Genomic DNA, 20,315 nt, shown 5'->3' on the forward strand with positions numbered 1-20,315 from the left:
GGGAACAGCTCGTCCACGGCGGACATGACCACACCGGTCTCGCCGAGAGACGGCAGGACCTGGTCGATGTAGTGCAGGAACGTCCGGTTCGGCCCGACGACCAGGAGTCCCTTCTCACTGAGCCGGTCTCGGTACGTATAGAGCAGATAAGCCGCACGGTGCAGTGCGGCCACCGTCTTGCCGGTGCCCGGGCCGCCTTGGACCACCAGCACGCCGGCCAGCGGAGAACGGATGATGCGATCCTGCTCGGCCTGGATCGTGGCGACGATGTCGGACATGCGCCCGGTCCGGTGCGCGGTGAGCGAAGCGAGCAGCGCGGCCTCACCGCGCAACGTGCCTTGGCTGCCGGCTGGCAACCGGTCGGGGGCGAAGACCTCGTCGTCGACGGCGACCACCTCGCGTCGGCGGGTCTGAATGTGCCTGCGACGAGCCAGATCGCCCGGGTCGGCCGCGGTGGCGCGGTAGAACGGCTCGGCGGCCGGCGCGCGCCAATCGACGAGTAGATTCTCGTATTCGTCGTCGGACAATCCGATCCGGCCGATGTAGGACGTGCGCTGATCGGTGAAGTCCAGTCGCCCGAAGCACAGTCCGCGATCGACCGACCCGAGCCGCTGGAGGCGCTCGACGTCACGGGCCACGAACGCCTCACGATCCCACACCGCTTGATGGTTGCCGCCGCGTTGTCGGTACAGCTCGGCCAGCCTCGCCGCCGTGCGCTCCCGAAGCAGATCGAGTCGCTCGTACAGGTAGGAAATGTACGGCTGTTCCTCACGCACCGCGTCGTCACGGGGATCGTCAGTACGATTTGACACGTTCGCCTCGGTGTCCATACTCTGAATAAAGATCTCCCATTGAGCCAATTCTGGCGATTAATCCGAATCGCTCATTATAGCGAATGGCACAACACCAGTTCATTGGTGGGCCTGAATCGGCGAATTCGCCGCATAGCGCACCGTGCCGCCCGGGTCATTCGCGGGCGGCGTCACCACCCAGTTGGGCATAGCCGAATCCGGTCGAGGCGCGCTCGGCGGCCTCTCGCACAATCGGCGCCAAGGCATCGAGTTGATCGTGATCGAGGCGGTAAGAAGGCCCGGAGATGCCGATGGCGGCGACGACCGACCCGTCGGCGGCGCACACCGGTGCGGCCGCGGCGCTCAGGCCCTCTTCGAACTCCTCGAAACTCGTCGCATACCCGTCGACGCGCACCTGCTCGAGCTCATCGCGGAGCTTGGCGGGGTCGGTGATCGTGTACTCGGTGAACCGCTCGTGCGGGCCGGCGACGATCTCAGCTTGGCGTTCTTCGGGCAGGAAGGCCAGGAACACCTTGCCGGGCGAGGTGCAGTGCAGGGGTGTGCGTCGCCCGAGCCAGCTTCGGCTCGCCACCGTGGACGTGGACATGATCTGGTCGATCGTGACTGATTCGAGACCTTCCAGGACCGACAACGTGACCGTTTCCTCGGTCTGACCGGCCAGCCACGTGCACCCCGGCTGCGCCTGGCGGGTGATGTCGGGACCGACGGTGACCGAATTGGCCAGGTGCACCAGACCGAACCCCAACCGGTACTTTCCGCTTTCGATGTGCTGCTCGACGAGTCCCCGGCTTTCAAGCGTGTTGAGCAGGCGAAACGCCGTTGATTTGTGGACTCCGAGCTCGTTTCCGACGTCCGTGGCACCCGACCATTCGTTAGTGGCGAGGAACTCGAGGATCGCTATCGCTCGTTCCACGGATTGGACGTATGCGGGCGCGCGGGTGTTGTTGTCGGGGTCCACATCTCGCGAGTGTACCGACGTCGTCATCAAGCCAAGGCGGGCCGACGGCCCGCCCGGATGTCCGCGCGGCGGCGAATCTCGGCGACCACGGCGGGCACCACCTCGTGCACGTCGCCGGTCACCGCATAGGTGGCTCGGGTCACCATCGGCGCCTCCGGGTCGGTGTTGATCGCCAGGATCGTCTTGGCCCCCATGCAGCCGACCCAGTGCTGTGTGGCGCCGCTGATGCCGCACGCGATGTAGAGCTCCGGGGACACCTTCGTCCCGGTCTGGCCGACTTGATCGCTGTGCGGACGCCACCCGTTGCTCGTGGCCACGCGAGAGCAGCCGACCGCGCCCCCGAGCAGATCGGCCAACTCCTCCAGCGGGGCGAACCCCTCGGAGCTGCCGACGCCGCGGCCGCCGGACACCACGACGCGGGCGGTGGCCAAGGTGACCCCGGACCCACGTTCGGTCCGCTCGACCAACCTGCTGTGCACGAAGTCGGCTGCGAGGTCGGGAACGAAGGTCTGGGTGAGCAGGCCGGAGGCGCCGGGCGACGCGGAAACGTCGTCACCAGGCCCGGGCACCACCGTGACCAGCTTCGTCGACGCGGTCAGCTCGGCGTCCTCGAGCAGCAGACCACCGACACGCGCACGAGTCAGCGTCCACGCGCCCGGGTCGGCGGTGACCGCGACGCAGTTGGTCGCCAGTGGCAGCCGGGAGCGGGCCGCCGCCTGAGCCATGATCTCGTTGCCCCGGTCGGTTCCCGCGGCGACCACACCAGCCGGGCCGGCCTGCTTGAGCAGTTGGGCCAGGCTCTCCCCGTAGATCTCGGGCGAGTAGTCGGTCACCAGCTCGTGGTCGACGACGTGCAGGGTCGTGACCCCGTTCGCGGCGAGCACCGAGCCCAGCCCGGGGTCGGGGCCGAAGACCACCGCCTCCACCGTGTCTCCGGCGGCGAGTTCGCCGGCGATCGTCAGGGCCTGTAGGCACGCCGCCGGCACCACGCCGTCGTCGTGCTCGATGATCGTGAACACCGACATCTAGGCCACCCCCAGTTCCTCGAGCACGTCCACGACGGCTCCGGCGCTGTCGGCGCCGCTACCGAGCACGACCGTCGCGGGCCGTTCCTCGGCCGGGCGGCGCAGGCCCGTCTTGCGCAGTCCGCTCGGCGCGACGTCCACATGCAACGTCGTGATGACGGCCTTCATGGCCCGCAGCCGGCCGCGCATGCTCGGGTAGCGCGGCAGGTTCAGGCCCTCGGCGACGCCGGCCGCCGCGGGCAGCGAACTCTCGTACACCTCGACTCCGGCCGCCACCGGCCGGCGCCAGCGCACCGTGCCGGCGTCGGTGTCGAGCTCGACGCCCTTGACCCCGCCGACCATCGGTAGGCCCAGTTCACACGCCACTCGGACGCCGACCTGGTAATGCCCGGCATCGGCGGACTCGTTGCCGAACAGGACGAGATCGAACCGCGCACCAGCCTCGTCCTGAAGCTGCCGGACGGCCTGGACCAAGGCGTCCGCGGTGGCTTCCGGGTCCAGTTCGCCCGGGCCGGTGTCGACCAGCACGGCGTGATCGGCGCCCATCGACAATGCGTCGCGCAACTGCTCGGCGGCTTCGGCCGGCCCGACGGTGAGGACGGTCACCTGACCGCCGTGGTCGGCAGCGATCCGGATCGCCTCCTCGACCGCACATTCTTCGTGCGGGCCGATGGTGAACCCGAGATGGCGCGTGTCGACGTCCATGCCGTCGTCGGTGAGCAGGATCGTGGAGCCGGTGCCAGGCACCCGCTTCACACAGACCAGCACGTTCACGTCGCTCACCCCTTCATTCGCGTGTCGTCGGGGTCGAACAGCGGCGTGCGCCCGGCACGGGCGACGGTCACGGGTAGGCGCTCGCCCATGTAGCCGACGGTGAGCGCGGTGCCCTCGACGGCGTGCTCCGGCGGCAGGTAAGCCATGAGCAGGTACGCGCCGACCGACGGCCCGGCGCCGGCGCTCGTGACGTACGACCCGCGGCCTTTGCGGTCGACGATGCGTTCACCGCTCGTCGTCAGGACCGGCTCGCCACCCTGCGGATAGCGGCGCACCCCGGTGGCGTCGCGATGGTCGTCGACGGTGAGGGTGCACAGCGTCGCAGCCGGTTCGTGCCCGCGGGCACGAACGTAGGCTTCGCGCCCGATGAAGTCGTGATCCTTGACCTTCGGCAGCGCCAGACCGGCTTCGACGGGGTCGTACTCGACCTCGAGCTCGGCTCCCATCAGCCGGTAGCCCTTCTCGAGCCGGCCCGTGGTGCCGTAGACACCGATGCCGGCCGGCACGATGCCGTGCGGGCGGCCGGCTTCCTCGATCACGTCCCACAGCCGGCGGCCGAGCTCGGCCGGGGCGTGCAGTTCCCATCCGAGGTCGCCGACGTAGGAGATCCGGGCGGCCAGGACCGGGATGGTGTCGACGGTGATCGGCCGGACCGTGCCGAAGGCGAACGCGTCGTTGCTGACGTCCTCTTCGGTGACCGCGGCCAGCACGTCGCGGGCGCGCGGCCCCCACAGCCCGACCGTGCACGTCGCGGATGTGATGTCAGTGAGTGTCACCGATGCGTCACCGGGCAGGTGCGCGGTGAACCAGGCGAGGTCGCGCGCGCCGTCAGCACCGCCGGTGATGATGCGGAATTCGTCGTCGCCGAGGCGGACGATGGTCAGGTCACTGCGGAACCCGCCGTTGGGCGCGAGCACCGGGGTGTAGATCATCCGACCGGTGGGCCGGTCGATCCGAGCGACGGCCATCGTCTCCAGGTAATCCAGCGCGCCCGGGCCGACCACCTCGAACTGAGCGAACGCGCTGAGGTCGATCATGGCGACGCGTTGGCGCATGGCCAGGTGCTCGGCGTTGGTGATCGGCGACCACCAGCGTCGGTCCCACTCGTACGGGCGGTCGGTGAGCATCTCCGGCGCCGGCGCGTTCTCGGCCATCTCCTCCAACAGGGGCCGGTTCGACTCGTACCACTGCGGACGCTCCCAGCCGCCGGCCTCGAAGAACTGGGCGCCCAGTTCCTGCTCACGTTCGTAGAAGGGAGAACGACGCTGCGGGCGCGACGACGCCCACTGCTCGCGCGGGTGCACGATCCCGTAGGTTTTGTTGAACCCTTCGTTGGCCCGCGCGAGCACGTGGGAACGCGTCCGCTGGTGGGGGTAGAAGCGGGTGATGTCGGCACCGTGTAGGTCGATCTCCGAGGACCCGTGCGTCATCCATTCGGCGATCATCCGGCCCACGCCCGGGCCCTCCTTGATCCACACCGCGGCCGCCGACCACAACCCCTGGACCTCCGGCGTCTCGCCGAGTAGCGGACCTGCGTCGGGGGTGATCGACAGCAGGCCGTTGATGGCGTGGCGCACCCCGACGTCCTCGCGGTCGAGGATCGGCGCGAACAACTCCAGCGCGGTCGCCATCTGCGGGTCGAAGTCCTCCTGCGTGAACGGCAACTGGGTCGGAGACAGCGCGGAGGCTTCGATCGACGGGATGTCGTCGGGATCGTGCAGGATCGGCCGGTGGGCGTAGGAGCCGATTTCCAGGTCGGCACCGCTTTGCCGCTCGTACATCAGCGGGTCCATGTCGCGCACGATCGGGTAGGCGATCTCCTGCCCGGTCGCGGCCAGTTCGGGGATCGGTCCGACGTCGATCATCTGGTGCACCGCCGGGGTCAGTGGGATGCGGGCGCCGGCCATCCGGGCGATGCGCGGACTCCACACACCACAGGCCACGACGACGTGGTCGGTCTCGATGTCACCACGGTCGGTACGCACTCGCGCCACCACCGGCCGGGGGCGGCCTGGCGTCGTGTCGATGCCCAGGACCTCGGTACTGGCCGAGACCGTCAGCGCACCCAGCTCGTGGGCGTGCTGGCGCATCAAGACACCGGTCTGCAGCGGATCCACGACGGCAGCCGACGGGGTCCAGAAGCCGGCCCGGACCAGCCGCGTGTCGAGGAACGGCATCAGCTCGCCGACCTGCTGCGGCGATATCAGCTCCGACGGGATGCCCCACGACGTGGCCGAGGACATCCGGCGTCGCAACTCCTGCACTCGGTCCTCGGTGCGAGCGATCTCGATGCCGCCGCACGTGGTCAGCGTGCCGAACTTCTCGTACTGGCGCATCGAGTCCAGCGTGAGCGCGGTGATCTCCTTGGAGTGATCCACCGGGAAGATGAAGTTCGACGCATGCCCGGTCGACCCGCCCGGGTCGGGCAGCGGTCCCTTGTCGAGCAGCACGATGTTGCGCCACCCGCGGTCGGCGAGGTGATGGACGATGGAGTTGCCGACGATTCCTGCGCCGATGACGACGACGTCGGCTCGTTGCGGCAGGCTGCTCATGAGTCCTCCCGAGGGTCGTTGGCGGCGATCAGGGACTCTGCGACGGTCGTGGCGGCGGTGGCCAGGCGTTGGGCGGCGGCTGCGTCATAGGCCAGGGCGGGGTTGCCGGTGGCGGCGAGGTCACCGGCCAGCGTGGCGACCTCGGCGCCGGCCTTGGCGACTTCGGCCGGTGCCGACGACGCTGCGCGTAGCGCCTGCGGGCTCCGGTCACGCAGGTACGCGGCGTAGGCCGGTGGGTCCGCGCTGATCTGCAGGCTCAACCGGGCGAGCAGCTTCTCGCCGTGCGCGACCAGATCGTCGGTATCCGGCCGGTGCGCGGCACTGCGGCGAGCGACCTTGACCGTGAGCGCCGCAGCCAGCGCCGCCGTGGCAGCTGCGATCGACCCGGCCGCCGGCAGCGGGTCGTGCCCGGCGGCGTCGTCGAGGAGATCACGCAGCGGCCGGTCGAGATAGTCACCGCGTTGCCATCCCGGTGCGCTCATGACAGGCCGACCACCTCTCCGGCGTCGTCGATGTCGATGCGCTCGGCCGCCGGCGATGACGACAGGCCCGGCATGGTGCGCATGTCGCCGCAGATCGGGTAGACGAACCCGGCCCCGGCCGAGGCACGCACCTCTCGCACGGGCAATCGCCAGCCTGTCGGGGCACCCTTGAGGGCGGGGTCCGCCGACAGGGACAGATGCGTCTTGGCGATACATACCGGTAACGAGCCGAACCCGGCGCGTTCATAGGTGTTCAATTGGCGGGCGGCTTCCGGTGACAGATCGATGCCATCAGCCCCGTAGACCTCGCGTGCGACGGTTTCGATCTTGCCGACGAGCGAGAGCTCGTCCGGGTAGAGCAGGCGGAACTGCGACGGCGCTTCGCACGCGTCGATGACTGCCTCGGCCAGTTCGACCGCGCCCTTCCCGCCTTCGGCGAAGTGGGTGCTCACGGCGGCGCGGACGCCTTCGGCGGTGGCGACGTCCAAGATGGCGCGACGCTCGCTCGCGTAGTCGGAAGGGAAGGAGTTCACTGCGACCACGGGCGTGACGCCGTGCCGGCGGACGATGGCGATCTGGCGCCGCAGGTTCTCCGCACCGGCCAGCACGTCGTCGGGGTTCTCCTCGAGCATCTCGTCGGGCAGCGGACGCCCGGCGGTGACGCGGTACTTGCCGGAGTGCGCCTTGAGCGCACGGACGGTGGCGACGATGACTGCCGCGTCCGGGGTGAGCCCGGAGGTGCGGCACTTGATGTTGAAGAAGCGTTCGGCCCCCATGTCGGCGCCGAAACCGGCCTCGGTGACGAGGTAGTCAGCGGCCCTGATGCCGACCTGATCGGCCACGATCGAGGAGTTGCCGTGGGCGATGTTGCCGAACGGGCCGCAATGCACCAGGACCGGAGTCTGCTCGACGGTCTGCATGAGGTTGGGCTTGATGGCGTCGCGCAGGATCACGCACATCGCGCCTGCAGCCTTGAGCATCTCGGCGGTCACCGGGGCGCCGTCGTGGTCGTAGCCGACGACGATCCGGCCGAGGCGGGCTCTGAGGTCGCGCAACGACGTACACAAGGCGAGCACGGCCATGACCTCGCTGGCCGCGGTGATGTCGAACCCGGACTGGCGGGGTGTGCCGTCCATGCGGCCACCGAGGCCGGTGACGATGCTGCGCAGCTCACGATCATTCACGTCGAGCACCCGGCGCCAGGTGATGGCGTGCGGATCGAGGCCGAGCGCGTTGCCCTTGTGCAGATGGTTGTCGACCATCGCGGCCAGTAGGTTGTGCGCGGCGGTGACGGCGTGCATGTCACCGGTCAGGTGCAGATTGAGTGCCTCCATCGGAGCCACCTGCGCGAACCCTCCGCCGGCGGCGCCGCCCTTGATCCCGAACGTCGGTCCCATCGACGGTTGGCGGATCGCGACGATGCCCGAACGGTTCAGCTGGCCGAAGGCCTGCCCGATCCCGACGGTCGTCGTCGTCTTGCCTTCACCGAGCGGGGTTGGCGTGATGGCGGTGACGACGACGTACTTGCCCTTCGGACGCTCGCCCAGTTCGGCGATGGCATCGAGTGAGATCTTCGCCGCGGCGCGGCCGTACGGCTCCAGCAGGTGTTCGCCGATGCCGAGGCCGGCGGCGACGTCGGTCAGTGGTTTGAGGACGGCGTTGCGCGAGATCTCGATGTCCGAGGGGATGGGCATTCGGCCACCTCTGTTTCGTGGATGGGGGAGCGCGCCAGGCGCTGCACGCTCGGCCCGACATGGTTGAACGTGTACACATGCAGCCCGACCAGGTCGCAGCGTCCGGCGATGGCGCGTGCGCTCAGGTCGCGTACGAGGCTGTCGGGGCGGTAGCCGCCGGGGTGCAGCAGGCGGGTCAGCGCCGAGCGGTTGCCGCGGATGAAGCGCACGGAGTCACCGATGCCGATCCGGAGACTGACCCGCAGCAGCTTGGCGGTGTCGACGACGCCGGGAACCCCGGCCACGACCGGAAGGGTGATGCCGCGCCGTCGTGCTTCGGCGATGAATCGGCACACGGTCGCGGCGTCGAAGCACATCTGGGTGACGGTGTACGTGGCGTAGCGCTGTTTGGCCGTCAACGCGGCCCACAACGTGTCGTCATCGATGAGCGGGTGCCCCTCCGGGTAGGAGGGGACACCCACGTGCTCGAACGGATGCCCGATCGCGGCCATGACACGCAGCAGGTCGAGCCCACTGGCGAACTGTCCCGTCGGTTCGGTGGCATCGCCGCCGACGACGAAGACGTCCCGAACGCCTGCGACGTCGAGGCGGGCGATGAAGTTCGCCAACTCGCCGTCATCGGTGATCTGCCGGGCGGCCAGATGGGGGACGGCACGGAACCCCCTGGCCGCCAGGTCCTCGGCGAGCTCGATGGTGGCTTCGACGCCACGGCGTGGCGACGACGTCACCGTGACGACCGCGCCGGCGGGCAGGTCTTCGACGGCATCGAGCACACCCGGCAGCGGAAGGACCTCGTACCGGGGCTCCCCGGGCAGGGGCAAGGCGCTGCGCCGCGCCCGAGCCCGGGCTCTCGTCCTCGGAATGCTGAGGCTCACGGCACTCACCTCTCCGTCGCCGCCGGCCTCAGGCCTTGGGTGTCTCCTTGAGCGGATCGATGAACGGCTTGTCGACGACGACCGCCGACCTCGGCCCGGTGGGTGTCTCGACGGTGACGTTGGTCCCGGTCACGCTGTCACCGATCGGCACCATGGCCAGCCCGATGTTGCGCTCGAGCCGCGGGGACCAGCAGGCGCTGGTCACCGACCCGACATTGGTGCCAGCAGCGGTGTGGACCGGGAAGGTGTCGATCATCGAGCCGTCGTTGTAGCTGCCCAACGGCGCGCCGTCGATCTCGAGGCCGACCATGAGGCGGGAGATGCCTTCGTCGCGTACCCGGCGTAGCGCGTCTTTGCCGATGAAGTCGGCCTCCTGGTCGAGGTCGACCATCCAGCGGTAGTCGTAACCGACTTCCATCGGGTTGGTGTCGAGCGTGATGTCGCAGCCGTAGGCGAGCATGCCCGCCTCGATGCGGCGGATGTGGCTCGGCCCGATCGGGCGCAACCCGTGCGGCTGGCCGGCCTGCCAGACCGCGTCCCACAATCTGCCGGCGTCACGTACGGCGTTGGTGAGGTAGATCTCGTAGCCGAGCTCGGCGGTGTAGCCGGTGCGGCTGACGACGACCTCCATCCCGTCGAGCGTGTAATGGCGCAGGTAGTAGTACGGCACCTCGAGGATGGACTCGCCGAACAGGTCGAGCATCACGTCCTTGGACTTCGGCCCCTGGATCTGGATCGGGGCGACGTCGACCTCACGGACGTCGACGTTCCAGCCGCCGGCGTGGGCGAGCGCGAGCGCCCACAGCCCGACGTCGCTGTCGGCGAGGGAGAGCCAGAACCGGTTCTCCTCGATCCGGAGGAGCACCGGATCGTTGATGATGCCGCCGTCGGGCGCGGTGATGAACACGTACTTGCACTGGCCTACCGCGCACTGGTTCAGGTCGCGGGGGACCAGCATGTTCGTGAAGTTGAACGCGTCGGGTCCGCTGATCTCGATCTGGCGCTCGACACCCACGTCCCACAGCGTGACGCCCTCGAGCAAAGCCCAGTACTCCGCGACCGGATCGCCGTAGTGCCGCGGGTGGTACGTGTGGTTGTACACGCTGTACATCGCCACGCCATGCTCGCGTGACTTCCAGAAATACGGCGACTTCCGCAGTCGCGTATACAACATGACCTGCGGATTCGGCACGACACTCGCCCGCGGCGCGGACGACGTCGGGGTAGCTGGGGCAGGCGAGTCGAGGACGTCGGACATGGCGCCTCCTAGACGGAGAGATGGGCGCAGACAGCTGGCAGACTGGATGCGGAGCGGGTTGCGCTGTCAACAACGGTTTTGTATTACGCAACCAGTCTGCTCCCGTGATCTTCATCACGTCAAGGGACCTTCGGCTCCCGATTTTTCCGCCGGAAGGGCGTGTCTACCTGCCGGTTCAGCCCTTTTCGCGGGCGCGCTGATCTGCGCGTCGCGCCGGTGAAGTCACGGCTGGATCACGGTGTGGCGTACGCGGCGACGTCGCCGACGACGATCACCGCGGGTGCCCGCGCACCCACCTCGGCGGCACGAGCGGCGATGTCGGCCAGGGCAGCCGCGGTGACCCGCTGGTTCGCGCCGAAGCCGTCCTCCACCACCGCCGCCGGCGTGTCGGGGTCCATGCCGTGGCTGATCAGCTGCGCGGACGTGTCGGCGAGCGAACTGACGCCCATGAGGAAGACCAGCGTGCCTTCGGTTCCGGCCAGGTTGGCCCAGTCGAGACCTTCGTGTCCGGAGACGACGGTGAACTGTTTGGCCAGGCCCCGATGCGTGACGGGTATGCCTGCGGCGGCGGGCACCGCGACGGCGCTGGTGACACCGGGAACCACCTCGACGGGCACACCCGCTTCGCGGCAGGCTGCGGCTTCTTCGCCGCCGCGGCCGAGGACGAACGGGTCGCCGCCTTTGAGCCGGGCGACTCGACGACCCGCGGTCGCGTGCTCGACGAGCAGGCGGTTGATCTCCTCCTGCGGCACGGGATGGTGGCCGGGCGTCTTGCCGACGTCGATCACCTGCACGTCGTCGTCGAGCTCGTCGAGCAGGGCTCGAGGAGCCAAGCGGTCGACCACCACCACGTCGGCCTCGGCGAGCAACCGCCGTCCGCGGGTCGTGATCAGGCCGGTATCACCCGGGCCGCCGCCGATCAGCGCGACCGAGCCGGCGGTGGCGGGGCGGGCAGCACGCAGCGGCAACCCGCCGGTCTCCAGCGCTGTCTGCACGGCGTTGCGCAGCCGCACCGCGCGCTGCGGATCTCCGCCGCCGCTGACGGCCACCAGCACGTCGCCGACTCGGGCGACCGCCGGCGTCCAGGCTGCCGAGGCGTCGGCGTCATCAGCGCGCACACACCACACACGCAGGGCCTCGGCTGCGGCGGCGACCGCGGAGTCCACATGGTGCTCGCCGGTCGCCGTGTGCACGAGCCACGCACCATCGAGATCGCCGGCGGCGTAGTCGCGCGGCGACCACCGCGCCCGTCCGGCCGCGATCAGCTCGGCCAGCGGTTCGCAGACGTAGGGTGCCACGATGTGCAGGTCGGCTCCGGCCTCGACCAGCGCATGCGCCCGGCGTGCGGCAACCGGCCCGCCACCGACCAGCACCACGGGCTTGCCCGAAACGTCGAGCAGCAGCGGATAGCGGCCGTCCGCCTCTCCGTGATCGTTGGCGCTTTCTGGCTGCCCTGGCAACCATTCGGCGCCAACGATCACCGGCTCGGGGGCGGTCATCAGTTGATCCCGCACTCGGTCTTCGAGGTACCGGCCCACCGTCCGGAGCGCGGATCGGCCCCGGGCGCCACCGGCCGGGTGCACGGCTCGCAGCCGATCGACAGGTAACCGACCTGGCGCAGCGGATTCACCAGGATGCCGTGGCGGCGAACGTAGTCGTCGACGTGCTCGTCACTCCACGTGGCCAGCGGATTGACCTTCACCTTGCCGCGCTTGGGGTCCCAGAAGACCACCGGCGTGTCGGCGCGCGTGGGCGATTCGGCCCGACGGACCCCGCCGGCCCAGGCGTCGTAGGGCCGCAGCGCCCGGTCCAGCGGCCAGACTTTACGGATCGAGCAGCACAAGTCTGCGTCGATCTTGTAGAGCTGGCCGAACTCGGCCTCGTGCTCGGGCACGCGAAGCGGGTGCGTGATGGTCTCGACGTCGATGTCGTACGCGGCGGCGATCGCGTCCCTGGTGCCGATGGTCTCGGGGAAGTGGTATCCGGTGTCGAGAAACAGCACCTTGATTCCCGGGACAGCCCGCGAGGCGACGTGGGACAACACGCCGTCGGCCATCGAGGCGGTCACGGCGAACCGCTCGCCGAACGTCTCGTGCGCCCACCGGACGATCTCGTCGGCTCCGGCGGTTTCGAGGTTTCGCGCGGCATCGGCGGCCAGCGCTTCGAGGTCATTGGTCGGTGCAATGGTCATCCTGCGCTCCTACGAGCCGACAAGCCGAGCAATTTCACCGAGAACACGCGTAAGCAGGACCGGCACTCCCAGCCACCCTGCTCGGTGGGGAACAGGTCCTCTTCAGCGCAGAACGGGCAGTGCATGATGGCGGCTCTGGTCTCACTCATGACCGCCGCCTCATCGCAGGTCCTCGTCGTCGGCCCGGGCCACCCACTGGGCGAACCGCTCGCCGGCCTGGCGCTGGTCGAGGAATCGACGGACCAACCGTTCGACGTAGTCAGGCAGTTCGTCCGCGGTCACCTTGTGGCCGCGCAGCTTGCGCCCGAATCCGGCGTCGAGTCCGAGCCCGCCGCCGAGGTGCACCTGGAAGCCCTCCTCGCCCTTGACGATCTGCCCCTTCAAGCCGATGTCGGCGACCTGGATGCGAGCGCACGAGTTCGGGCAGCCGTTGACGTTCAAGGTGATGGGCACGTCGAGCTGGCCGTCGACGTCGGCGAGGCGGGACTCCAGCGCGGCCACGGTCTTCGCCGCGAGCCCCTTCGTCTCGACGATGGCGAGCTTGCAGTACTCGATGCCGGTGCAGGCCATGGTGTGCCGGCGGAAGACGCTGGGACGTGCCTGCAGTCCGATGCCGTTGAGCTGCTCGATCAACGGCTCGACCGCCTCGGCCTCGACGTCGAGGACGACGAGCTTCTGGTGCGGTGTGGTGCGGATCCGGGACGAGCCGGCTGCCTCGACCGCATCGGCCAGCTTGCTCAGCACCGTGCCGGACACCCGGCCGACTGTCGGTGCCACACCGACGTAGTACCGGCCGTCCTTCTGCTCGTGAACGCCGATGTGATCGTACGGTTGCGCGGTCGGCGGGACTTCCGGGCCGTCGAGCAGTCTGCGGCCCAGGTATTCCGGCGATTCGAGGACCTCCCGGAACTTCTCCGGGCCCCAGTCGTCCACCAGGAACTTCAGTCGAGCCCGGTTGCGCAACCGCCGGTAGCCGTAATCGCGGAAGATGCCGGTGACACCCGCCCAGACCTCGGGAACCTCCTCCAGCGGAACCCAAGCTCCCAGTCGCACCGCGAGTTTGGGATTGGTCGAGAGCCCGCCGCCTACCCACACGTCGAAGCCGGGGCCGTGTTCCGGGTGGTCGACGCCGACGAACGCGACGTCGTTGGATTCGTGCACGATGTCGGGCAGCCCGCTCAGGGCCGACTTGTACTTGCGCGGCAGGTTGGAGAACTCCGGCGAGCCGACGTAGCGGCGGCTGATCTCGTTGATCGCCCACGTGGGGTCGATCACCTCGTCCGCCGCGATGCCGGCCACGGGGGAGCCCAGGATCACGCGCGGGGTGTCACCGCAGGCTTCGGTCGTGGACAACCCCACCGCTTCGAGCTTGCTCCAGATGGCTGGCATGTCCTCGATGCGCACCCAGTGCAGCTGGATGTTCTGCCGGTCGGTGACGTCGGCGGTGTCGCGCGCATAGGTCGTGGAGATCTCGGCGATCACCCGGAGCTGGTCGACGCTGAGCGCGCCGCCGTCGATGCGCACCCGGAGCATGAAGTACTCGTCGTCGAGCTCGTGCGGCTCGAGAACGGCGGTCTTGCCGCCGGGGATGCCGGGACGGCGCTGGGTGTACAGGCCCCACCAGCGGAACCGCCCGCGCAGGTCCTGGGGGTCGATGCCGGCGAAGCCGGTCTTGCTGTAGACGTTCTCGATCCGGGCGCGGACGTTGAGGCCGTCGTCGTCCTTCTTCGTCCGTTCGTTGGCATTGAGCGGCTCGAGGTGGCCGAGCGCCCATTGGCCCTGCCCGCGAGGGCCGCGGCTGCGGGCTTGCCGGGTGGTGGTGGCTGGTCTGGTGGCCGGATTGGCGGCTGGTGGCGTTGCTGGCTGGGTAGCTGACATGGACAGCGTGTCCTCGTTGGAGAAGGGGACGCACGTCCGTCCGATGCGATCAGATCGACGGTGACCTGGTGTGTCGGCGCGTCGCGCGCCCGGCTTGAATCAACAACCGGTGGCGGTCAGTGCGCCCGACACAGCATGCTGTCCATGCGGCCGTAGTCGACGTGACGTCGACTCACCAGCAGCAGGAGCGATACGGACAGCATGTCGGAGATGTTGTCATGAGCCACCCCGCAAGACGAACCTTCGGTCCACGATCCGGACGTAGTCGTCTCAGATCGAGGACCGACGGCTGCGGCGATGGCGTCGCGGTGACCGATCATTCAGAGGCATGGCCGGTGGCCGGCTCGGCCGGCTGATCACCGGTTCGGTGCTGGCAGTCGCACCACGAGCGGCCTTTCTCGTGCGCAGGGCATTCGTCGTGCCGAGCCTCCCGGCAAGCGACACAGATCACGTGTCCATCCTCTCCGCGCTCTCCACTGCGGGGGTGGCTCGCGCCAGCACCGCCACGGTGTCGACGCCGGACGGCAACGTGCCGAACGTTCCGGCGAGGCTGCCGAGGCGACCGGCGCACAACGCGTCCGCGACGGCGCTCGGTGCGAACCGCACCACCAGGCTGGCCTGCAAGAGTGTAGCCATGCGCTCGGCCAGCAGACGGCTGTGCCCGGTCGCGGACTCCGGTGACGTAGCCGTCTCGGCCAGCAGCGCGAGGGTGTCGTTCAACGTGTCGTCGAAGTGACGGTTCTGGCCCTTGGCGGCCTCGACTTCCATCCGCCACGCCGCCACGGCGTCGGGCTCGCGGGCCAGCACCCGCAGCAAGTCGAGGGCCTGGATGTTTCCCGCGCCCTCCCAGATGGAGTTCAGCGGCGCTTCGCGGTAGAGCCTGGGCAGGTCGCTGTCCTCGATGTAGCCGTTACCGCCGAGGCATTCCAGCGCTTCGGCGACCACGGTGGGGGTTCGCTTGCACACCCAGTACTTCGCCAGCGGCAAGGCGATGCGGCGCAGGGCCTGCTCGTGCGGGTCGTCGGCGGCGTCGACGGAGGCAGCCAGACGCATGGCGAGCGTGGTCGCCGCCTCGGCCTCGACCGCCATGTCGGCCAGGACGTTGCGCATCAGCGCCGAGTCGGCCAACCGGGCGCCGAACGCACGACGGTGCGCGGCGTGCCACGTGGCTTCGGCCACCGCACGGCGCATGAGCGCGGCTGAGCCGAGGACGCAGTCCAGCCGGGTCGCGGCGACCATGTCGATGATCGTGGCCACGCCGCGGCCTTCGGGGCCGAGGCGTTGCCCGTACGTGGCGTCCAGTTCGATCTCCGCCGATGCGTTGGCCCGGTTGCCGAGCTTGTCCTTCAGCCGCTGGATCGCGAACGGGTTGCGGGTGCCGTCGTCGAGGATCCGCGGAACGACGAAGCAGGTCAGCCCGTCCGGTGCTTGGGCGAGCATCAAGAACACGTCGTTCATGGGAGCCGAACAGAACCACTTGTGCCCGGTCAGCCGGTACCACCCTGATCCGGCCGGTTCGGCGCGCGTGGTGTTGGCTCGCACGTCCGATCCGCCCTGCTTCTCCGTCATGGCCATACCGGCGAGCGAACTGGTCTTGGTACGCGGCACGCGCAAGCCCGGGTCATACGGCCCAGCGGCCAGTCGCGGCTCCCAGTCGGCAGCGATGGCCGGGTCGGAGCGCAGCGCGGGGACCGCGGCGTAGGTCATCGAGATCGGGCACAGATGTGCTGACTCGAGCTGGCTCCAGACCAGGAACCGGGCAGCGCGCGTGGCGTGGGCGCCCGGCTTGGGGTCACCCCACGGCCGACCGTGCATCCCGTGCTCGACGGCGGTGCCCATCAACTGGTGCCACGCCGGGTGGAATTCGACCTCGTCGGTGCGGTGGCCGTAGCGGTCGTGCGTGCGGAGGACGGGAGGATGGGTGTCGGCGTCGCGGGCCCACCGCTGGGCTTCGGCGGATCCGGCCAGCCTACCGAGGCGATGAAGCTCGGCGCGGTCGTCACCGGACCCATAGCGGTCGTACGCCTCGACCAGAGCGGCGTCGGCGGCGAACACGTCGTAGCCGGCCAGCGGGGGCGGCTGGTTGGTCACCTCGTGCGTGGCTGCCATCGTTTCACCGTACGGCGGGAATGATCGGATGACGAGATGACCGGGGCCAGGCGCCGGGCGGTGAGCAGACGCCGAAATTTGGTGGCACCGCGGGACGGGCTGGCTCTACGGTGAGCTGAGCAGCGCGCTGTAGGAACTTTGAGGAGGTGAGCGGCCATGACGGTGACCGTGTTGTTCATGCTCTCATCCACGTCGAGGCCGGCACGCCACTGAGCTTTCCGTGAGGCCTCGCTATCCGAAAGGGCCTCATCATGTCCGACTTCTCGCAGCACCGATGTCCCGATCGCTTGCTCGATCTCGGCTGGACGCCGGAGACCGCCGAGACCTTCGCGCCCTACGAACGCTCGCACCAGCCCGCCCGAGTCTGCCGAATCGACCGCGGCGGCGCGGATCTCGCCGGAGCCGCCGGCGCCATCCGGGCCACGTACGGCGGCGACGTTCTGCGCGCGGGCGCCGCCGACCGCTCGGCCATGCCCGCCGTCGGCGACTGGTGCGTGGTCCGCGACTGGCCGGACGGCCGAGTCACCCTGGACGCCGTCCTCGAGCGCCGCACCGCGATCGTCCGCGACAGCGCGGGGACCACGTCACACGGCCAGGTCGTCGTCGCCAATGTCGACCGCGTGGTGATCGTCGAACACCTGGACCCCGACCCTGACCTGGGCCGGATCGAGCGGCTGCTCGTTCTCGCCTGGGCCAGCGGAGCCCGCCCGCTGGTGATCCTGACCAAATCCGACCTCGTGCCGGACCCCGACGGCATGCGCGCGGAGGTCGCCGCGGTGGCACCAGGGGTGGACGTGCTGGCCGTGAGCGCTGCGACCGGCGACGGCGTCGAGGCGTTTTTCGCCCAGCTGGCCCCGGGGCGGACGCTGGCTCTGCTGGGGCCGTCGGGCGCCGGCAAGTCCACGCTCACCAACCTCGTCGCCGGAACTCCGATGGTGGCGACCGGCACGACCCGGGAGCGCGACGGCAAGGGACGCCACGTCACGACACACCGGCAGTTGATCGTCGTTCCCGGCCGGGGTGTGGTGATCGACACCCCGGGCTTGCGCTCCATCGGGATCGTCGCCGACGACGCCGCCGTGGCCACTACGTTTCCCGAAATCGAGGAGCTGGCGGAGCAGTGCCGGTTCCGGGACTGCGCGCACGAGACCGAGCCTGGCTGTGCGGTGCGCGCGGCGGTGGCCGACGGCGAACTCGACGAGCAGCGCGTGACCCGCTGGCGCAAGCTCGGCCGCGAGGCGGAGTTCCACGCCCGCAGGGCGGACGCGCGGTTGCGGGCGCAGGAGGCGGCCGCCTGGAAGCGCCGGCTCGGGCGACACTGACTGGTCGGGGCGTGATCAGCGACGCGCCTGGTCGGTCGCGAGAAAGCCGGCGACGGCGCTCATGTCCTTCGCGCCAAGGCCGGCCTCGATGGCGGCTCGGGCCACGCGACGGTTGGCGACCGCCTGGTGCATCGGCACGCCGAGCCGGTCGGCCAGTTGCACGATGAGGTCGAGATCCTTCGCGACGAGGTCCAGGCTGAACGCCACGGGTGTCTGATCGGGATGCTCGAAGGCGGGTCGCTTGTACTGGACGAACGGCGCGCCCACTGCGCTGGCGGCGAGCACGTCGTAGGCCGTGGAACGTTCGACTCCTGCGCGCTCGGCCAGCACGAGTGCCTCCGACAGCGTCTGATTGAGCGCCATCACGACGGTGTTCACGGCCAGCTTCATCACCGCCCCGGCGCCCTGGCCGCCGACGTGGAAGACATGCCGGCCGAGGACTTCCAGGACCGGCCGGACCCGATCGAGGGTCCCCGCGTCGCCGCCGACCATGAACGTCAGCTCGCCTTTCTCGACCAGCTGCACGCTCCCTGACACCGGGGCATCGAGCAGCCGTCCGCCGGCGGCCTCGACCTGCGGACTCAGCGCCAGCACGGTCTGCGGGTCGACGGTGCTCGTGTCGACGATCACGCTGCCGCTCCGCAGCCCGGAGACGAGCCCGTCGCCGCCCTGGTACGTCGCGAGCAGGGCGGCGTCGTCACCGAGTGACACGACGACGATCTCAGCGCCGGCGGCCTCCCGTGGGGTGTCGGCCACCGAGACACCATCCAGGTCGCCCAGCGCTTCGGCCTTGGACCGGGTGCGGTTGTAGACGATGGGGCGTGCGCCTGCCGCGGACAGCCGGGTGACCATCGCCGTCCCCATCCGGCCCGTTCCGACGACGGCGATCCGGGGCAGACCGGGGGAGCGGGCCTGGTCGCTCACCGTAGGAGCCAGCCGCCGTCGACGTTGAGGTTCACGCCATTCACCGATGGGTTGCGCAGGAGGAACGCGACCGCGTCCACCACGTCGGCCATGGTGGCGAGCCGCCCGGTGGGCGTACGCGACCGCAACGCTTCGAGGGCTTCCGGCGGCTTGCGGCTCCAGTACGGGCTGTCGCCGACGATGGCCGGATGGATCGCATTCACCCGGATCGGCGCCAGCTCGACGGCCAGGGTGTGGACCATGCCCATGACCCCGCCGTTCACCGTCGACACCGTGGTCGAGCCCGGGTACGGCCGGTCCTTGGCCAGTCCACCGAACACGACGACGGCGGCGTCGGCGGCCATCCGCGGCAGCAGCACGTGCACCACCTCGGTGTAGCCGACCAGTTTGAGCGTGGTGAGTCGGAGCGCGGAAGCGGTGGTGTACTCGCGTGCCGTGTTCTCGTCGCGGTCCACGGCCGCCAGGACGAGACTGTCGACGGAGCCCACGTCGGTCAGCGCCGGACCGATGGCGTCCAGGTGCGTCAGGTCGAGCCCGACCCCGCGGGCCGAGCCGTCGAGTTCCTTCGCCACAGCCGCCGCTCGTCCGGGGTCGCGGCCGGTCAGCACCACATCGTCGCCGTTCGCGGTGAAGTGCCCGGCCAATTCCAGGCCGATCCCGGACGTCCCGCCGATCACGACCACGCTTCTCGGATCCGCCATGTCAGGTGCCCTCCTCGGAGCGTTCGAGTTGCTGACGCAGGTAGTCCCAGTCCCGGGCGAAACGGTAGGAGTACCGGGGCGGTGGCTGCGGAGCCTGCGTCTCCAGCCAGCGCACCCGGCCCTGACCGGCGTTGGTGAACGCGTGCACGCACCCGACGCCGGCCCAGGCGATGTCGCCGACCTCGAGCAGGTACCGCTCGCCGTCGAACGTCGCCTCCGTCGCGCCCTCGAGGATCAGATAGGTCTCCTCGAAGGGGTGGTCGTGCGCCCCCGCGACGCCGTCAGGCTCGTACTGCACCATGAACATCGAGGTCAGCTGGGCGCCGAGATCGCTGTCGACCATCATCTTGACGGTGATCCCGCTGTAGACGAGCAGGGCGGTGCGCATGCTGGCCGACACCGCCAGCAGCTGTTGACTCTGCTTTCCTGCGTCCATGTGCGCGGGCGTGATGGTCCCGAACGCCCTGGTGCGCGGGTCGCGGACGTCGATCGGGATCGGGTCGCTCTTGGGCAGCGCGGGGACCAGGACGGTGTCGTCGCCGTAGCGCGTCCTGGGTTGCGGTCCCTGCATCTCCGCCCATCGGAACGTGGCGGCGCCGTCGGCCCGCCAGGCATGCGGCACGCCGACCGGCACCAGGCCGTAGTCGCCCGGGCCGACCCGGAACGAGCCCTCGGCCGTGTCGACGACCGCGACGCCGTCGAGCACGTGGAAGGTCTCTTCGAACGAGTGGACGTGGGCCGGCACCGATCCGCCGGGCTC

Annotated in this window: 17 protein-coding genes and 1 pseudogene; 1 reads left to right on the top strand and 17 read right to left on the bottom strand. The window is 69.5% G+C overall.

Annotated elements, in window-relative coordinates:
- The 14 genes and pseudogenes from M6444_RS19305 to M6444_RS19370 form a co-directional block, all read right to left on the bottom strand.
- Positions 1-812, bottom strand: a pseudogene (locus tag M6444_RS19305) (helicase); the annotation flags it as partial.
- A 154-nt stretch (positions 813-966) separates the two neighbouring features.
- Positions 967-1,770: an IclR family transcriptional regulator gene (locus M6444_RS19310; protein ID WP_298331204.1), complete on the bottom strand. Its 804-nt coding sequence runs from the start codon at positions 1,768-1,770 to the stop codon at positions 967-969.
- A gap of 26 nt (positions 1,771-1,796) precedes the next feature.
- Positions 1,797-2,795 (bottom strand): electron transfer flavoprotein subunit alpha/FixB family protein, encoded by a 999-nt coding sequence (locus M6444_RS19315; protein WP_298331206.1) that lies wholly within the window; start codon positions 2,793-2,795, stop codon positions 1,797-1,799.
- A complete protein-coding gene (locus M6444_RS19320) occupies positions 2,796-3,578 on the bottom strand; it encodes an electron transfer flavoprotein subunit beta/FixA family protein (RefSeq protein WP_298331208.1) in 783 nt (260 codons plus the stop codon). It lies immediately after the preceding gene.
- Complete coding sequence (locus M6444_RS19325; protein ID WP_298331210.1) at positions 3,575-6,121, bottom strand: FAD-dependent oxidoreductase; 2,547 nt, start codon at positions 6,119-6,121, stop codon at positions 3,575-3,577. The genes M6444_RS19320 and M6444_RS19325 overlap by 4 nt, the downstream gene beginning before the upstream one ends.
- On the bottom strand, positions 6,118-6,603 hold the full coding sequence (locus M6444_RS19330; protein ID WP_298331212.1) for a cyclodeaminase/cyclohydrolase family protein: 486 nt from the start codon (positions 6,601-6,603) through the stop codon (positions 6,118-6,120). The genes M6444_RS19325 and M6444_RS19330 overlap by 4 nt, the downstream gene beginning before the upstream one ends.
- Positions 6,600-8,297, bottom strand: a complete 1,698-nt coding sequence (locus tag M6444_RS19335) for a formate--tetrahydrofolate ligase (RefSeq protein WP_298331214.1) — start codon at positions 8,295-8,297, stop codon at positions 6,600-6,602. The genes M6444_RS19330 and M6444_RS19335 overlap by 4 nt, the downstream gene beginning before the upstream one ends.
- Complete coding sequence (locus M6444_RS19340) at positions 8,243-9,172, bottom strand: methylenetetrahydrofolate reductase (protein WP_298331216.1); 930 nt, start codon at positions 9,170-9,172, stop codon at positions 8,243-8,245. Before M6444_RS19340 ends, M6444_RS19335 begins: the two co-directional genes overlap by 55 nt.
- Before the next feature lie 28 nt (positions 9,173-9,200).
- A complete protein-coding gene (locus M6444_RS19345; RefSeq protein ID WP_298331218.1) occupies positions 9,201-10,430 on the bottom strand; it encodes a glycine cleavage T C-terminal barrel domain-containing protein in 1,230 nt (409 codons plus the stop codon).
- Between the two features lie 233 nt (positions 10,431-10,663).
- Complete coding sequence (cobA, locus tag M6444_RS19350) at positions 10,664-11,929, bottom strand: uroporphyrinogen-III C-methyltransferase (protein WP_298331220.1); 1,266 nt, start codon at positions 11,927-11,929, stop codon at positions 10,664-10,666.
- On the bottom strand, positions 11,929-12,621 hold the full coding sequence (locus M6444_RS19355) for a phosphoadenylyl-sulfate reductase (protein WP_298331222.1): 693 nt from the start codon (positions 12,619-12,621) through the stop codon (positions 11,929-11,931). Before M6444_RS19355 ends, cobA begins: the two co-directional genes overlap by 1 nt.
- Positions 12,618-12,770, bottom strand: coding sequence for a hypothetical protein (locus tag M6444_RS19360; RefSeq protein ID WP_298331223.1), 153 nt, complete (start codon positions 12,768-12,770; stop codon positions 12,618-12,620). Before M6444_RS19360 ends, M6444_RS19355 begins: the two co-directional genes overlap by 4 nt.
- Positions 12,771-12,780: 10 nt before the next feature.
- A complete protein-coding gene (locus M6444_RS19365) occupies positions 12,781-14,499 on the bottom strand; it encodes a nitrite/sulfite reductase (RefSeq protein WP_298331225.1) in 1,719 nt (572 codons plus the stop codon).
- Positions 14,500-14,946: 447 nt separating this feature from the next.
- A complete protein-coding gene (locus M6444_RS19370) occupies positions 14,947-16,608 on the bottom strand; it encodes an acyl-CoA dehydrogenase family protein (RefSeq protein WP_298331227.1) in 1,662 nt (553 codons plus the stop codon).
- A 251-nt stretch (positions 16,609-16,859) separates the two neighbouring features.
- Here M6444_RS19370 and rsgA point away from each other — a divergent pair, with 251 nt between their 5' ends.
- Positions 16,860-17,930 (top strand): ribosome small subunit-dependent GTPase A, encoded by a 1,071-nt coding sequence (gene rsgA, locus M6444_RS19375; RefSeq protein WP_298331229.1) that lies wholly within the window; start codon positions 16,860-16,862, stop codon positions 17,928-17,930.
- Between the two features lie 15 nt (positions 17,931-17,945).
- Here rsgA and M6444_RS19380 read toward each other — a convergent pair whose 3' ends face one another.
- The 3 genes from M6444_RS19380 to M6444_RS19390 form a co-directional block, all read right to left on the bottom strand.
- A complete protein-coding gene (locus tag M6444_RS19380) occupies positions 17,946-18,854 on the bottom strand; it encodes an NAD(P)-dependent oxidoreductase (protein WP_298331231.1) in 909 nt (302 codons plus the stop codon).
- The gene (locus M6444_RS19385) at positions 18,851-19,555 is read right to left on the bottom strand and encodes an SDR family oxidoreductase (protein ID WP_298331232.1); all 705 of its coding nucleotides are present in this window, start codon (positions 19,553-19,555) and stop codon (positions 18,851-18,853) included. The genes M6444_RS19380 and M6444_RS19385 overlap by 4 nt, the downstream gene beginning before the upstream one ends.
- Position 19,556: 1 nt before the next feature.
- Positions 19,557-20,315, bottom strand: a 759-nt coding sequence (locus M6444_RS19390; protein WP_298331234.1) for a cupin domain-containing protein, incomplete at its 5' end; no start/stop codon positions are given.

This window comes from Haloactinopolyspora sp., from assembly GCF_027324685.1.
Taxonomy (GTDB): domain Bacteria; phylum Actinomycetota; class Actinomycetes; order Jiangellales; family Jiangellaceae; genus Haloactinopolyspora.

What these genes read in the sequence shown, in the direction of transcription:
- M6444_RS19315 (WP_298331206.1), bottom strand. Translation starts at nt 2,795, where the DNA reads ATGTCGGTGTTCACGATCATCGAGCACGACGACGGCGTGGTGCCGGCG.
- M6444_RS19325 (WP_298331210.1), bottom strand. Translation starts at nt 6,121, where the DNA reads ATGAGCAGCCTGCCGCAACGAGCCGACGTCGTCGTCATCGGCGCAGGA.
- M6444_RS19330 (WP_298331212.1), bottom strand. Translation starts at nt 6,603, where the DNA reads ATGAGCGCACCGGGATGGCAACGCGGTGACTATCTCGACCGGCCGCTG.
- M6444_RS19335 (WP_298331214.1), bottom strand. Translation starts at nt 8,297, where the DNA reads ATGCCCATCCCCTCGGACATCGAGATCTCGCGCAACGCCGTCCTCAAA.
- M6444_RS19345 (WP_298331218.1), bottom strand. Translation starts at nt 10,430, where the DNA reads ATGTCCGACGTCCTCGACTCGCCTGCCCCAGCTACCCCGACGTCGTCC.
- cobA (WP_298331220.1), bottom strand. Translation starts at nt 11,929, where the DNA reads ATGACCGCCCCCGAGCCGGTGATCGTTGGCGCCGAATGGTTGCCAGGG.
- M6444_RS19355 (WP_298331222.1), bottom strand. Translation starts at nt 12,621, where the DNA reads ATGACCATTGCACCGACCAATGACCTCGAAGCGCTGGCCGCCGATGCC.
- M6444_RS19360 (WP_298331223.1), bottom strand. Translation starts at nt 12,770, where the DNA reads ATGAGTGAGACCAGAGCCGCCATCATGCACTGCCCGTTCTGCGCTGAA.
- M6444_RS19365 (WP_298331225.1), bottom strand. Translation starts at nt 14,499, where the DNA reads ATGTCAGCTACCCAGCCAGCAACGCCACCAGCCGCCAATCCGGCCACC.
- M6444_RS19370 (WP_298331227.1), bottom strand. Translation starts at nt 16,608, where the DNA reads ATGGCAGCCACGCACGAGGTGACCAACCAGCCGCCCCCGCTGGCCGGC.
- rsgA (WP_298331229.1), top strand. Translation starts at nt 16,860, where the DNA reads ATGTCCGACTTCTCGCAGCACCGATGTCCCGATCGCTTGCTCGATCTC.
- M6444_RS19385 (WP_298331232.1), bottom strand. Translation starts at nt 19,555, where the DNA reads ATGGCGGATCCGAGAAGCGTGGTCGTGATCGGCGGGACGTCCGGGATC.